Origin of the sequence: Cedecea neteri (assembly GCF_000758305.1) — a bacterium.
Lineage (GTDB): Bacteria > Pseudomonadota > Gammaproteobacteria > Enterobacterales > Enterobacteriaceae > Cedecea > Cedecea neteri_C.
Window position 1 is genome coordinate 1,880,821 of record NZ_CP009458.1, and the last position, 14,278, is coordinate 1,895,098.

Here is a 14,278-nt window from a genome sequence, read left to right on the forward strand (position 1 = left end):
CATGGCAGATTACCAGGGTAAAAACGTTGTCATCATTGGACTGGGCCTGACGGGCCTGTCCTGCGTGGATTTCTTTATTGCGCGCGGCATTACGCCACGCGTAATGGATACCCGCATCTCTCCTCCTGGTCTCGATAAACTGCCTGAGAGCGTTGACCGCCATACCGGTTCGCTGAATGAAGACTGGTTGCTGGCGGCGGATTTGATTATTGCCAGCCCTGGCGTGGCGCTTGCTACTCCAGCCTTGAGTGCGGCGGTGGATGCCGGGATTGAGGTAATCGGTGATATCGAACTGTTTTGCCGTGAAGCCCAGGCTCCGATCGTCGCCATCACCGGCTCTAACGGTAAAAGTACCGTGACTACCCTGGTGGGAGAGATGGCGAAAGCAGCTGGTGTGAATGTGGGCGTGGGCGGAAATATTGGGCTGCCTGCTTTAATGCTGCTGGACAAAGGCTGCGAGCTTTATGTCCTGGAACTCTCCAGTTTCCAACTGGAAACCACCCATAGTTTGAAAGCGGCGGCGGCGACCGTTCTGAACGTGACTGAAGATCATATGGATCGCTATCCGTTCGGGATGCAGCAATATCGTGCGGCAAAACTGAGCATCTATGAAAATGCCAAAGTTTGCGTGGTCAACGCAGATGACGCGCTGACGATGCCGGTTCGTGGCGCGGACGAGCGCTGTATCAGCTTTGGTGTCGACGTCGGCGATTATCATCTTAATCGCCAGCAGGGCGACACCTGGTTGCGGGTGAAAGGGGAGAAAATCCTCAACACCAAAGAAATGAAACTGGTTGGGCAGCATAACTATACCAACGCTCTGGCCGCGCTGGCGCTAGCGGACGCGGTGAATCTTCCCCGCTCCAGCAGCCTGAAAGCACTGACTACCTATACCGGTCTGGCGCATCGCTTCCAGCTAGCCTGGGAACGTAATGGCGTTCGCTGGATTAATGATTCTAAGGCCACCAACGTTGGCAGCACAGAAGCGGCGTTAAATGGTCTGCACGTTGAAGGGACGCTGCATCTGCTGTTAGGCGGTGACGGGAAGTCTGCCGACTTCTCACCTTTAGCTCGCTACCTGCAGGGCGATCGCGTTCGCCTGTACTGCTTTGGTCGTGACGGTGCGGAACTGGCTGAGTTGCGCCCGGATATTGCCGAGCAGACAGAAACCATGGAGCAGGCAATGAAACTTGCCGCGGGCCGTGTGGAGTTTGGCGATATGGTGTTGCTCTCCCCAGCTTGCGCCAGTCTCGATCAGTTTAAAAACTTTGAACAACGCGGCGACATGTTTACTCAATTAGCGAAGGAGCTAGGCTGATGCGTTTATCTCTCCCTCGCCTTCGCGTTCCCCGCATTCCAGGGTTTGGTATCCTGGCCTGGGTCGCTTCGGCGTTAAAAGGGTGGGTAATGGGCTCCCGCGAGGCCGACGCCAACAGCATGGTGCTGTATGACCGCACGCTGCTCTGGCTGACCTTAGGCCTGGCCGCGATCGGTTTTATTATGGTGACTTCGGCGTCGATGCCGGTTGGCCAGCGTCTGGCAAACGATCCGTTTCTGTTTGCTAAACGCGACGGGCTCTACATCATCGTCGCGTTTGTGCTGGCGATGGTGACGCTGCGTTTGCCGATGGATTTCTGGCAGCGCCACAGTACGGCGATGCTGCTGGCTTCGATCGTGATGCTGCTGATTGTACTGGTCGTCGGTAGTTCGGTTAACGGGGCATCGCGCTGGATTGCTTTCGGCCCGCTGCGTATTCAGCCCGCTGAATTTTCCAAGCTGTCACTGTTCTGTTATCTCGCAAACTATCTTGTGCGCAAGGTGGATGAAGTTCGAAATAACCTGCGCGGCTTCCTGAAGCCAATGGGCGTGATTCTGGTGATGGCCGTTCTACTGCTGGCTCAGCCTGACCTGGGTACCGTAGTTGTGCTGTTTGTCACTACGCTGGCAATGCTGTTCCTTGCAGGGGCAAAGCTGTGGCAGTTTATCGCGATTATCGGGATGGGGATCTCGGCGGTTATCCTGCTGATCCTCGCCGAGCCTTACCGTATCCGCCGCGTTACATCGTTCTGGAACCCGTGGGAAGATCCGTTCGGCAGCGGCTACCAGTTAACGCAATCGCTGATGGCTTTCGGGCGCGGTGAATTGTGGGGGCAAGGGCTGGGGAACTCGGTTCAGAAGCTGGAATATCTGCCTGAAGCGCACACTGACTTCATCTTCTCGATCATCGGTGAGGAGCTGGGATATATCGGTGTGGTGCTTGCTCTTTTGATGGTATTCTTCGTCGCTTTTCGTGCGATGTCCATCGGCAAACGTGCGCTGGAATTGGATCAGCGTTTCTCCGGTTTCCTGGCGTGTTCTATCGGGATCTGGTTTAGCTTCCAGGCGCTGGTTAACGTCGGCGCTGCTGCGGGTATGTTGCCGACTAAAGGCCTGACACTGCCGCTTATCAGTTACGGCGGTTCCAGCCTGCTGATTATGTCGACGGCAATTATGCTGCTGTTGAGAATAGATTATGAAACGCGTCTGGCTAAGGCCCAGGCGTTTACACGGAGTGCCAAATGACGGGCAAAGCGAAGCGATTGATGGTGATGGCGGGTGGCACCGGTGGGCATGTTTTCCCAGGGCTGGCTGTGGCTCATCACCTTCAGGCGGAAGGGTGGGATATTCGCTGGCTTGGTACTGCGGACCGTATGGAAGCCGATCTGGTGCCGAAAAACGGGATTGAGATCGACTTTATTCGCATTTCTGGCCTGCGCGGCAAGGGCGTAAAAGCCTTGTTGCTGGCCCCTGTGCGTATTTTCAACGCGTGGCGCCAGGCTCGCGCCATCATGAAAGCATGGAAACCTGATGTTGTGCTGGGCATGGGCGGTTATGTTTCCGGGCCTGGTGGCCTGGCTGCCTGGTCTCTTGGCATTCCCGTTGTCTTGCATGAACAAAACGGCATAGCCGGTTTGACAAATAAATGGCTGGCAAAGATCGCCACCAAGGTAATGCAAGCCTTTCCCGGCGCATTCCCTAAAGCGGAGGTCGTTGGCAACCCGGTGCGGACAGATGTGCTTGCTTTACCGCTGCCGCAAGTGCGTTTTGCCGGAAGAGAAGGCCCGGTTCGTGTGCTGGTTGTCGGTGGTTCTCAGGGCGCTCGCGTGTTGAACCAAACCATGCCGCAGGTCGCAGGGCGTTTAGGTGAATCCGTGACTATCTGGCACCAAACCGGAAAGGGTGGTCAGGCGGTTGTGCAGCAGGCTTATGCTGAAGCAGGGCAGCCTCAGCACAAGGTCACCGAGTTTATTGATGATATGGCAGCAGCCTACGAATGGGCTGATGTTGTGGTTTGTCGCTCAGGGGCATTAACCGTGAGTGAAATCGCAGCTGCAGGGTTACCAGCCTTGTTTGTTCCTTTCCAGCACAAAGATCGGCAGCAGTACTGGAATGCACTGCCGCTGGAAAAGGCTGGCGCTGCGAAAATACTGGAGCAACCGCAGTTTACCGTGGATGCCGTTACCCGTGCCCTGGCGGGGTGGGACAGAGCAACGTTGCTGGCAATGGCCGAGCGCGCGCGCGCTGCCTCCATTCCTGATGCAACTGAACGTGTAGCAAACGAAGTCAGCGCCGCAGCGCGCGCGTAATACTTGTGGGTGGCAAATTGTCGCCCGTAAATTTGATGTAATGGCGGCATGCCGCTTGCAGGTTTAGAGAATGAATACACAACAACTGGCGAAACTGCGTTCAATTGTGCCCGAGATGCGTCGCGTCCGGCACATTCACTTTGTTGGCATCGGCGGCGCCGGTATGGGCGGTATTGCCGAAGTATTGGCTAACGAAGGTTACCAGATCAGCGGTTCCGATCTGGCGCCGAACCCGGTTACGCAGCAGTTGTCGGCACTGGGTGCCACGATTTATTTCAACCATCGCCCGGAAAACGTGCGCGATGCAAGCGTGGTTGTTGTTTCTACGGCGATTTCTGCGGATAACCCGGAAATTGTTGCTGCCCATGAAGCGCGTATTCCGGTCATTCGCCGTGCAGAAATGCTTGCTGAACTGATGCGTTTCCGTCACGGCATTGCGATTGCGGGGACGCATGGTAAAACCACGACAACGGCGATGGTATCGAGCATTTATGCCGAAGCAGGCCTGGACCCAACCTTTGTCAATGGCGGCCTGGTGAAAGCTGCAGGCGTCCATGCTCGTCTGGGCCACAGTCGCTACCTGATTGCTGAGGCTGATGAAAGTGATGCCTCGTTCCTGCATCTGCAGCCGATGGTCTCAATTGTGACCAATATCGAAGCCGATCACATGGATACTTACCAGGGCGACTTCGAAAATTTAAAGCAGACGTTTATTAATTTCCTGCACAACTTGCCGTTTTATGGACGTGCGGTGATGTGCGTAGACGATCCGGTAATTCGTGAGCTTCTGCCGCGCGTGGGTCGTCAAATCACCACATATGGTTTTAGCGACGATGCAGATGTTCGCGTTGAAAATTATCAGCAGAAAGGCGCTCAGGGCTTTTTCACCATCGTGCGCCAGGACAAGCCTGAGATGCATGTGGTGTTGAATGCACCTGGCCGTCATAACGCGCTGAATGCGGCTGCTGCAGTTGCCGTTGCGACGGAAGAGGGTATCGAAGACGACTCTATTTTGCGTGCGCTCGAAAGCTTCCAGGGGACGGGGCGTCGTTTTGATTTCCTGGGCGAATATCCTCTGGCTCCGGTAAATGGCAAAACGGGTACCGCAATGCTGGTGGACGACTATGGCCACCACCCGACGGAAGTGGACGCCACCATTAAGGCTGCGCGCGCAGGCTGGCCGGATAAAAATCTGGTGATGATTTTCCAGCCACACCGCTATACGCGTACGCGTGATTTGTATGATGACTTTGCTGGGGTGCTGTCCCAGGTTGACTCCCTGGTGATGCTGGACGTTTATCCTGCAGGTGAGGCACCGATTCCAGGAGCAGATAGCCGCTCTTTATGCCGCACTATTCGTGGCCGTGGCAAAGTGGACCCAATTTTAGTTTCCGATCACGCGGAAGTAGCGGAGATTTTGGCACCGGTTCTGACGGGAAATGATTTGATCCTCGTTCAAGGTGCCGGGAATATCGGCAAAATCGCCCGAAACCTGGCTGAAATCAAATTGCAGCCTCAAACTAAAGAGGAAGGGCGTCATGGCTGATAAGATCGCCGTTCTTCTCGGAGGCACCTCCGCTGAGCGTGAGGTTTCTTTGCAATCCGGCAGCGCGGTGCTGGCGGGATTAAAAGAAGCCGGTATTGATGCACATGCTTTTGATCCACAAAGCGAGTCTCTACTTGAGCTGAAGGCTCAGGGGTTTGACAAGGTTTTTATCGCGCTGCACGGTCGCGGTGGTGAAGACGGGACTTTGCAAGGGCTGTTGGAGTTTCTTCAACTGCCTTATACCGGTAGCGGCGTTATGGCGTCGGCGATAACGATGGATAAGCTGCGCAGCAAACTGCTGTGGCAGGGCGCGGGTTTGCCCGTTGCACCATGGGTTGCCGTTAATCGCCAGGATTTCGCTGCGGGACTGAGTACTGCGCTGCTTGAGCGTTTTACTGCGTTAGGTGTGCCGGTTATCGTTAAGCCGAGTCGTGAAGGTTCCAGTGTAGGCATGTCTAAGGTGGATAGCCTGGATGCTCTGCCAGCCGCGCTTGAACTGGCCTTTGAGCATGATGATGAAGTGCTGGTTGAAAAATGGTTGAGCGGCCCGGAATACACGGTTGCGATTTTAGGTGAGGAAATTTTACCGTCTATTCGCATCCAACCCGCTGGAACCTTCTATGATTATGAGGCGAAGTATCTCTCTGATGAAACTCAATATTTCTGCCCTGGCGGATTAATTGAGCAAAGAGAGCAGGAATTGCAGGCATTAGTTCTGCAGGCCTGGCAGATTCTCGGCTGTAGCGGCTGGGGCCGTGTCGATGTGATGCTGGATAGCGATGGTCAGTTTTACCTGTTAGAAGTGAACACTTCTCCGGGGATGACCAGCCACAGCCTGGTGCCGATGGCGGCTCGTCAGGCGGGGATGAGCTTCTCACAACTGGTTGTACGTATTTTGGAACTGGCGGACTGATATGTCGCAGGCTGCACTGAACGCGCGTAATCGTGCCGAGGAAAATGCCAGCTCTCGGCGTAGCAACGGGTCCCGTCTGGCAGGGATGATTTTCCTGTGTGCGGTACTGTTGAGCGTGTTTATCGGTGGTTGGATTGTGGTGGGCTGGATGGAAGATGCCCAGCGTTTGCCACTCTCCAGACTGGTGGTGACCGGAGAGCGGCACTACACACGTAATGATGATATACGCCAGTCTATTCTGGCCCTGGGGCCTCCGGGTACTTTTATGACCCAGGATGTCAATATCATCCAACAGCAGATAGAGCGCTTGCCCTGGATCAAGCAGGCAAGCGTTAGAAAGCAGTGGCCGGACGAATTGAAGATTCATCTGGTTGAATATGTGCCGGTAGCGCGTTGGAATGACCAGCATATGGTTGACGCAGAGGGAAATTCCTTCAGCGTACCAGCAGAACGCACCAGTAAGCAGAATTTGCCGATGCTTTCCGGCCCGGAAGGTAGCGAAAACGAAGTTCTGCAAGGTTACCGTGACATGGGCGTGGTGTTGGCAAAGGATAAATTTACGTTGAAACAAGCGGCTATGACCGCTCGCCGCTCCTGGCAGTTGACGCTGAATAACGGAATTAAGCTCAACCTTGGTCGGGGCGACACGATGAAACGTCTGGATCGTTTTGTAGAACTGTACCCGGTTCTGCAGCAGCAGGCGCAGGCTGATAACAAACGGATCAGTTATGTCGACCTGCGATACGATTCAGGCGCCGCGGTAGGTTGGGAGGCACTTCCTCCTCCGGTACCTAATCCGAATCAGCAACAGAATCAGGCACAGGCAGAACAACAATGATCAAGGCGACGGACAGAAAACTGGTAGTTGGACTGGAGATTGGCACCGCGAAGGTTGCCGCTTTAGTAGGGGAAGTTCTGCCCGACGGTATGGTCAATATTATTGGCGTGGGCAGTTGCCCTTCGCGTGGTATGGACAAAGGCGGAGTAAACGACCTCGAGTCGGTGGTTAAATGCGTTCAACGGGCGATTGACCAGGCTGAATTGATGGCAGACTGCCAGATATCTTCAGTTTACCTGGCGCTGTCCGGCAAGCATATCAGCTGCCAAAACGAGATAGGCATGGTGCCGATTTCGGAAGAGGAAGTGACGCAGGAAGATGTTGAAAATGTGGTGCATACGGCAAAATCAGTGCGTGTTCGCGATGAACACCGCGTTCTGCATGTGATTCCACAGGAATACGCTATTGATTACCAGGAAGGGATCAAAAACCCGGTAGGCCTGTCCGGTGTCCGTATGCAGGCGAAAGTGCATTTGATTACCTGCCATAACGATATGGCGAAAAACATCGTGAAAGCGGTTGAACGTTGTGGTTTGAAAGTTGACCAATTAATTTTTGCCGGTCTGGCCGCAAGCTATGCGGTACTGACCGAAGATGAACGCGAGCTGGGTGTCTGTGTTGTGGACATCGGCGGTGGTACCATGGATATGGCGGTGTATACCGGCGGCGCGTTGCGTCACACCAAAGTTATCCCTTATGCCGGGAACGTGGTGACCAGTGATATCGCCTATGCCTTCGGGACGCCACCGAGCGATGCGGAAGCGATTAAAGTTCGCCATGGTTGTGCTCTGGGATCTATCGTCGGTAAAGACGAGAACGTTGAAGTTCCTAGCGTGGGTGGTCGTCCGCCGCGCAGCCTTCAGCGTCAGACGCTGGCCGAAGTGATTGAGCCCCGCTACACAGAGTTGCTCAACCTGGTCAACGAAGAGATTTTGCAGTTACAGGAACAGCTCCGCCAGCAGGGTGTTAAACATCACCTGGCGGCGGGGATTGTGTTAACCGGCGGCGCGGCACAAATTGAAGGCCTGGCAGCCTGTGCTCAGCGTGTGTTCCATACGCAGGTGCGTATCGGTCAGCCGTTGAATATTACTGGCCTTACTGATTATGCCCAGGAGTCGTATTACTCGACCGCAGTAGGGTTGCTGCACTACGGGAAAGAATCACATCTCAGTGGTGAAGCAGAAGTGGAAAAAAGGACCTCTGTCGGCTCATGGTTTAAGCGACTGAATAGCTGGCTGAGAAAAGAATTTTAATTTTTATAAGAGACCGGAGACAATTAGCGGTCTCAGGCGACAGGCACAAAACGGAGAGAAACTATGTTTGAACCTATGGAACTGACCAACGACGCGGTGATTAAAGTCATCGGCGTCGGTGGCGGCGGCGGTAATGCCGTTGAACACATGGTGCGCGAACGCATCGAAGGCGTTGAATTCTTTGCGGTTAACACAGATGCTCAGGCACTGCGTAAAACTGCTGTTGGCCAGACGATCCAGATCGGTAATGGGATCACTAAAGGTCTGGGCGCAGGCGCAAATCCAGAAGTGGGTCGTAACGCTGCGGAAGAAGACCGCGAAGCTTTACGTGCTGCGCTGGACGGGGCAGACATGGTGTTCATCGCTGCAGGTATGGGTGGTGGTACCGGTACCGGCGCTGCACCTGTTGTGGCTGAAGTTGCTAAAGATTTGGGTATCCTGACCGTTGCCGTCGTGACTAAGCCTTTCAACTTTGAAGGCAAGAAGCGTATGGCATTCGCTGAGCAGGGCATCGCCGAGCTGTCCAAGCATGTTGACTCCCTTATCACTATTCCGAACGACAAGCTGTTGAAAGTGCTGGGTCGTGGTATTTCTCTGCTGGACGCATTTGGTGCGGCAAACGACGTACTGAAAGGTGCTGTGCAGGGTATTGCCGAGCTGATCACTCGTCCTGGTCTGATGAACGTTGACTTCGCGGACGTACGTACCGTGATGTCCGAAATGGGCTACGCCATGATGGGCTCCGGCGTTGCTAGCGGCGAAGATCGTGCTGAAGAAGCGGCAGAAATGGCTATCTCCAGCCCACTGCTGGAAGATATCGACCTGTCTGGTGCTCGTGGCGTGCTGGTTAACATCACCGCTGGCTTCGACCTGCGTCTGGATGAGTTCGAAACCGTGGGTAACACCATTCGTGCGTTCGCGTCCGACAATGCAACCGTGGTTATCGGTACTTCTCTGGATCCAGAGATGAACGACGAACTGCGCGTTACCGTTGTTGCTACTGGTATCGGTATGGACAAACGTCCTGAGATTACCCTGGTGACTAACAAGCAGGTACAGCAGCCGGTGATGGATCGTTACCAGCAGCATGGTATGGCTCCGCTGACGCAAGAGCAAAAGCCGGCCGCTAAGGTGGTTAACGACAATACACCACAGACGGCGAAAGAGCCTGATTATCTGGATATTCCAGCGTTCCTGCGTAAGCAAGCTGATTAAGAATAAACCGGAAGTTGGGAATATTCGCTCTTTGTGCTAAACTGGCCTGCCGTTAGTGATATACACTCTCGGCTAGCTTAGTAATTTGGCGGGATTATACGATGATCAAACAAAGGACACTTAAACGTATCGTTCAGGCGACTGGCGTCGGTTTACATACCGGCAAGAAAGTCACGCTGACGCTACGCCCTGCGCCGGCAAATACCGGGGTCATCTATCGTCGCACCGACTTGAATCCTCCGGTAGATTTTCCGGCTGATGCCAAATCCGTGCGGGATACCATGCTCTGTACTTGTCTGGTAAACGAGCATGATGTACGGATTTCTACCGTAGAGCACCTCAACGCTGCCCTGGCAGGGCTGGGTATCGACAACATTATTGTTGAAGTTGATGCACCAGAAATCCCTATCATGGACGGCAGTGCGGCGCCGTTTGTCTATCTGCTGCTTGATGCAGGGATCGACGAACTGAACTCGGCCAAGAAATTTATACGTCTGAAAGAGACGGTTCGTGTGGAAGATGGCGATAAATGGGCTGAAATGTCACCGTTTAATGGTTTCTCGTTGGACTTTACCATCGACTTCAACCATCCGGCGATTGATGCAAGCACCCAGCGCTACACCATGAACTTCTCTGCTGAAGCATTCATGCGTCAGATTAGCCGTGCGCGTACCTTCGGTTTTATGCGTGATATCGAATATCTGCAGTCCCGTGGCCTGTGCCTGGGCGGCAGCTTCGATTGTGCCATCGTTGTTGACGATTATCGCGTATTGAACGAAGACGGCCTGCGTTTTGAAGATGAATTCGTTCGTCACAAAATGCTGGATGCGATCGGCGATCTGTTCATGTGTGGCCATAATATTATCGGCGCATTTACCGCCTATAAATCAGGTCACGCGTTGAACAACAAACTGCTGCAGGCTGTTTTGGCTAAGCAGGAAGCCTGGGAATGGGCGACCTTCGAAGACGAAGCCGAACTTCCGCTGGCGTTTAAAGCACCTAAAATGGTGCTGGCGTAACGCTTGAATTAGCGATTACGACTGGTTTTGCTGGTACCCTCTCCGGCCAGTGAAGCCAGTCGTTCTATTGTTGCTCTTAATTTCTCCGGGCTACGTTTAGCCACCTCTCTCAACGCTTCCGCACTCTCTTTACTCAATTGGCGATTCACTTCGTATTTCTCAGTCTCTGTCTGAGTGGTGTTTTCTTGAACAGAATCCTGCCCTTTTACCGCCAGCGAAGGATTAATCCTGATGTCGATTGATGTCAATGATGGTAATATTTGGGCGCGTAATGCACTCAGCAGCGTGGCTTGTTCATAGCGTAAACGCATCAGCCAGCTGGCATTTGCGGTTTCAAGGACGAGAATGCCCTGACGAAAGTTGGCCACCCGGCACCAGGGATGCAGTGGAGCAGGTAAAATGCCTTTCACTGCCCGGTTAAGGCGTAGTAAAGCGACGGCACGTTGCTGTACGTTTTGCAGCATGCTTTCCTGACCGGCTTCGTCAAACAGATTTTCTAAAGATTGCGGGCGACTGTCGCGCATACATTAAGCTCCGGCGGAAAAAGTGATTGGTATTCTAAATCGTTGGCGACAATTTGGCAGACGTTATTTCTGGCCGCATCTCCTGTTGGGGATGGTCGCGGCGAGTTTTGGCATGCCTGCGCTCAACGGTAACACAGAAACCGGCGTGCCCGCTGAAGCTTCCGCCAGCCGTCACGATTCGGCACGGCAGCTGCGTTTTGATAGCCTTGTTCAACTGCAAGAAAGCACCCGCCGTCCTTCCTTTAGTGTGGACTATTGGCACCAGCATGCAATCCGCACCGTTATCCGTCATCTTTCCTTTGCTATGGCACCTCAGGCTTTGCCTGTGGCCCAGGAAAATGTGCCGCTTCAGGCACAGCACCTTGCCCTGCTCGACACGCTTAGTGCGCTGTTAACGCAAGAAAGTAAACCTCCCGTTATTGTTCGCCAGACTGCGTTTACGGCATCTCCTGTGGGGGACGTTTTCAGTACCGTGGTATGGATCCGTCAGGTACAGGGCATCCGTGCAGGCCCGCTTTGCCTCAGCTAATTCATCTTCCAAACTAACAACAATTTATTGACCGCACTGACGGCAGGCGTTTGAGAATTTATTATGCTAATCAAATTATTAACTAAAGTTTTCGGTAGTCGTAACGATCGTACACTGCGCCGTATGCGCAAAGTTGTTTCCGTGATCAACAGCATGGAACCGCAGATGGAAAAGCTCACTGACGATGAGCTGAAAGCTAAAACTGGTGAGTTCCGCGCGCGCCTGGAAAAAGGTGAAGTGTTGGAAAACCTGATCCCAGAAGCTTTCGCCGTTGTTCGTGAAGCCAGTAAGCGTGTCTTCGGTATGCGCCACTTCGACGTACAGCTGCTGGGCGGTATGGTCCTGAACGATCGCTGCATCGCGGAAATGCGTACTGGTGAAGGTAAAACCCTTACCGCAACGCTGCCTGCTTACCTGAACGCACTGAGCGGCAAAGGTGTGCACGTTGTTACCGTGAACGACTATCTGGCACAGCGTGATGCCGAAAACAACCGCCCTCTGTTTGAATATCTGGGCCTGAGCGTAGGTATCAACCTGCCAGGCATGCCGGCTCCGGCTAAGCGTGAAGCTTACGCCGCAGACATTACCTACGGCACCAACAACGAATACGGTTTCGACTACCTCCGCGACAACATGGCTTTCAGCCCTGAAGAGCGCGTGCAGCGTAAGCTTCACTATGCGCTGGTGGATGAAGTTGACTCCATTCTGATCGATGAGGCGCGTACGCCGCTAATCATCTCCGGTCCGGCCGAAGACAGCTCTGAGCTGTACAAACGCGTGAACAAAATCATTCCACACCTGATGCGTCAGGAAAAAGAAGACTCCGACACCTTCCAGGGTGAAGGCCACTTCTCTGTGGATGAAAAATCTCGTCAGGTTAACCTGACCGAACGCGGTCTGGTGCTGATTGAAGAGCTTTTGGTGCAAGAAGGCATGATGGAAGAGGGTGAGTCATTGTACTCTCCTGCCAATATCATGTTGATGCACCACGTAACAGCTGCGCTGCGTGCCCATGCGCTGTTCACCCGCGACGTTGACTACATCGTGAAAGATGGCGAAGTCATTATCGTTGACGAACATACCGGCCGTACCATGCAGGGACGTCGTTGGTCAGATGGTCTTCACCAGGCCGTCGAAGCGAAAGAAGGCGTCGAGATTCAAAATGAAAACCAGACGCTGGCGTCTATCACCTTCCAGAACTACTTCCGTCTTTACGAGAAGCTGGCGGGGATGACCGGTACTGCAGACACCGAAGCGTTTGAATTTAGCTCCATTTATAAGCTCGATACCATCGTTGTGCCGACTAACCGCCCAATGATCCGTAAAGATATGCCGGATCTGGTCTACATGACCGAACTGGATAAAATCGGCGCAATTATCGAAGACATTAAAGAGCGTACCGCAAACGGACAACCCGTTTTGGTCGGGACCATCTCCATTGAGAAATCTGAAGTGGTTTCTCAAGAGCTGACCAAAGCCGGTATTAAGCACAACGTACTGAACGCTAAGTTCCACGCCAACGAAGCGGCTATCGTTGCTCAGGCGGGTTACCCAGCTGCAGTGACCATCGCAACGAACATGGCGGGTCGTGGTACGGATATCGTGTTGGGCGGTAGCTGGCAGGAAGAGATTGCCGAGCTGGACGATCCAACCCCAGAACAAATTGCTCAGATCAAAGCGGACTGGAAGGTTCGCCACGACGCGGTACTGGCGTCAGGCGGTCTGCATATTATCGGTACCGAGCGTCATGAATCCCGTCGTATCGATAACCAGCTGCGTGGTCGTTCTGGCCGTCAGGGTGATGCCGGTTCATCCCGCTTCTACCTGTCGATGGAAGATGCCCTGATGCGTATCTTCGCCTCAGATCGCGTGTCCAACATGATGCGTAAACTCGGCATGAAGCCGGGCGAGGCGATTGAACACCCTTGGGTAACCAAGGCGATTGCCAACGCACAGCGTAAAGTTGAAAGTCGTAACTTTGATATTCGTAAACAGCTGCTGGAATACGATGACGTTGCGAACGATCAGCGCCGCGCTATTTATACCCAGCGTAATGAGCTGCTCGACGTTACGGATGTGAGCGAAACTATCGCCAGTATTCGTGAAGACGTCTTCAAAGTTACCATCGATGCACATATTCCGCCTCAGTCTCTGGAAGAAATGTGGGATGTAGAAGGTCTGGAAGAGCGCCTGAAAAACGACTTTGATCTCGAGATGCCGATCAAGGAGTGGCTGGATAAAGAACCTGAGCTGCATGAAGAAACGCTGCGTGAGCGTATCCTGCAGACGGCGATTGAGCTTTATCAGCGTAAAGAAGAAGTTGTTGGTGCAGAAATGATGCGCCACTTCGAAAAAGGCGTGATGCTGCAAACGCTCGATTCCCTGTGGAAAGAGCATCTGGCGGCAATGGATTACCTGCGTCAGGGCATCCACCTGCGTGGTTATGCGCAGAAAGATCCGAAGCAGGAATATAAGCGCGAATCCTTCTCTATGTTTGCCGCGATGTTGGAATCACTGAAATATGAAGTGATCAGCACCCTGAGCAAAGTCCAGGTACGCCTGCCGGAAGAAGTGGAAGCGATGGAACAGCAGCGTCGTGAAGAAGCCGAGCGCCTGGCACGTATGCAGCAGCTTAGCCATGTGGATGACGAAACTCAGGCCGCACAGGCGCTGGCAGCAGAAACTGGCGATCGTAAAGTGGGGAGGAACGATCCTTGCCCATGTGGTTCCGGTAAAAAATACAAACAGTGCCATGGCCGTCTGAGCTAAGGTCTGACAGAATCGAAAAGGCGCAGCTTGCTGCGCCTTTTTTACG

General features: G+C 53.5%; 12 protein-coding genes. 11 read left to right on the forward strand and 1 reads right to left on the reverse strand.

Annotated elements, in window-relative coordinates; all coding sequences use genetic code 11:
* Window position 1 precedes the first annotated feature (1 nt).
* From murD to lpxC, 9 genes are all read left to right on the forward strand, one after another.
* Window positions 2-1,318, forward strand: coding sequence for a UDP-N-acetylmuramoyl-L-alanine--D-glutamate ligase (murD, locus tag LH23_RS08810; RefSeq protein ID WP_039290279.1), 1,317 nt, complete (start codon window positions 2-4; stop codon window positions 1,316-1,318).
* Window positions 1,318-2,562, forward strand: coding sequence for a cell division protein FtsW (gene ftsW / locus LH23_RS08815; protein WP_039290282.1), 1,245 nt, complete (start codon window positions 1,318-1,320; stop codon window positions 2,560-2,562). Before murD ends, ftsW begins: the two co-directional genes overlap by 1 nt.
* Window positions 2,559-3,626 (forward strand): undecaprenyldiphospho-muramoylpentapeptide beta-N-acetylglucosaminyltransferase, encoded by a 1,068-nt coding sequence (gene murG, locus LH23_RS08820; RefSeq protein ID WP_039290284.1) that lies wholly within the window; start codon window positions 2,559-2,561, stop codon window positions 3,624-3,626. The genes ftsW and murG overlap by 4 nt, the downstream gene beginning before the upstream one ends.
* 70 nt (window positions 3,627-3,696) lie before the next feature.
* Window positions 3,697-5,172, forward strand: coding sequence for a UDP-N-acetylmuramate--L-alanine ligase (gene murC, locus LH23_RS08825; RefSeq protein ID WP_039290287.1), 1,476 nt, complete (start codon window positions 3,697-3,699; stop codon window positions 5,170-5,172).
* Window positions 5,165-6,085 (forward strand): D-alanine--D-alanine ligase, encoded by a 921-nt coding sequence (locus LH23_RS08830; protein WP_039290290.1) that lies wholly within the window; start codon window positions 5,165-5,167, stop codon window positions 6,083-6,085. Before murC ends, LH23_RS08830 begins: the two co-directional genes overlap by 8 nt.
* Before the next feature lies 1 nt (window position 6,086).
* On the forward strand, window positions 6,087-6,923 hold the full coding sequence (gene ftsQ, locus LH23_RS08835; RefSeq protein ID WP_039290293.1) for a cell division protein FtsQ: 837 nt from the start codon (window positions 6,087-6,089) through the stop codon (window positions 6,921-6,923).
* Complete coding sequence (gene ftsA / locus LH23_RS08840; protein ID WP_008461798.1) at window positions 6,920-8,176, forward strand: cell division protein FtsA; 1,257 nt, start codon at window positions 6,920-6,922, stop codon at window positions 8,174-8,176. Before ftsQ ends, ftsA begins: the two co-directional genes overlap by 4 nt.
* A gap of 63 nt (window positions 8,177-8,239) precedes the next feature.
* The gene (ftsZ, locus tag LH23_RS08845) at window positions 8,240-9,391 is read left to right on the forward strand and encodes a cell division protein FtsZ (RefSeq protein ID WP_008461800.1); all 1,152 of its coding nucleotides are present in this window, start codon (window positions 8,240-8,242) and stop codon (window positions 9,389-9,391) included.
* A gap of 101 nt (window positions 9,392-9,492) precedes the next feature.
* A complete protein-coding gene (lpxC, locus tag LH23_RS08850; RefSeq protein WP_039290297.1) occupies window positions 9,493-10,410 on the forward strand; it encodes a UDP-3-O-acyl-N-acetylglucosamine deacetylase in 918 nt (305 codons plus the stop codon).
* A gap of 8 nt (window positions 10,411-10,418) precedes the next feature.
* On the opposite strand, the gene LH23_RS08855 is transcribed toward lpxC, so the two are convergent.
* Window positions 10,419-10,934 carry a DUF721 domain-containing protein gene (locus LH23_RS08855; RefSeq protein WP_039290300.1) on the reverse strand — a complete coding sequence of 172 codons (516 nt, stop codon included), beginning with the start codon at window positions 10,932-10,934 and terminating at the stop codon, window positions 10,419-10,421.
* 22 nt (window positions 10,935-10,956) lie between these two features.
* Here LH23_RS08855 and secM point away from each other — a divergent pair, with 22 nt between their 5' ends.
* Window positions 10,957-11,463 (forward strand): secA translation cis-regulator SecM, encoded by a 507-nt coding sequence (gene secM / locus LH23_RS08860; RefSeq protein WP_039290302.1) that lies wholly within the window; start codon window positions 10,957-10,959, stop codon window positions 11,461-11,463.
* A 63-nt stretch (window positions 11,464-11,526) separates the two neighbouring features.
* Entirely contained in the window at window positions 11,527-14,232 is a 2,706-nt protein-coding gene (gene secA / locus LH23_RS08865; RefSeq protein WP_039290305.1) for a preprotein translocase subunit SecA, read from the forward strand.
* The last annotated feature ends 46 nt before the right edge of the window (window positions 14,233-14,278 follow it).

Bases quoted from the DNA above. Each gene is read 5' to 3' on its own strand.
- murD (WP_039290279.1), top strand. From the start codon at position 2: ATGGCAGATTACCAGGGTAAAAACGTTGTCATCATTGGACTGGGCCTG.
- ftsW (WP_039290282.1), top strand. From the start codon at position 1,318: ATGCGTTTATCTCTCCCTCGCCTTCGCGTTCCCCGCATTCCAGGGTTT.
- murG (WP_039290284.1), top strand. From the start codon at position 2,559: ATGACGGGCAAAGCGAAGCGATTGATGGTGATGGCGGGTGGCACCGGT.
- murC (WP_039290287.1), top strand. From the start codon at position 3,697: ATGAATACACAACAACTGGCGAAACTGCGTTCAATTGTGCCCGAGATG.
- LH23_RS08830 (WP_039290290.1), top strand. From the start codon at position 5,165: ATGGCTGATAAGATCGCCGTTCTTCTCGGAGGCACCTCCGCTGAGCGT.
- ftsQ (WP_039290293.1), top strand. From the start codon at position 6,087: ATGTCGCAGGCTGCACTGAACGCGCGTAATCGTGCCGAGGAAAATGCC.
- ftsA (WP_008461798.1), top strand. From the start codon at position 6,920: ATGATCAAGGCGACGGACAGAAAACTGGTAGTTGGACTGGAGATTGGC.
- ftsZ (WP_008461800.1), top strand. From the start codon at position 8,240: ATGTTTGAACCTATGGAACTGACCAACGACGCGGTGATTAAAGTCATC.
- lpxC (WP_039290297.1), top strand. From the start codon at position 9,493: ATGATCAAACAAAGGACACTTAAACGTATCGTTCAGGCGACTGGCGTC.
- LH23_RS08855 (WP_039290300.1), bottom strand. From the start codon at position 10,934: ATGCGCGACAGTCGCCCGCAATCTTTAGAAAATCTGTTTGACGAAGCC.
- secA (WP_039290305.1), top strand. From the start codon at position 11,527: ATGCTAATCAAATTATTAACTAAAGTTTTCGGTAGTCGTAACGATCGT.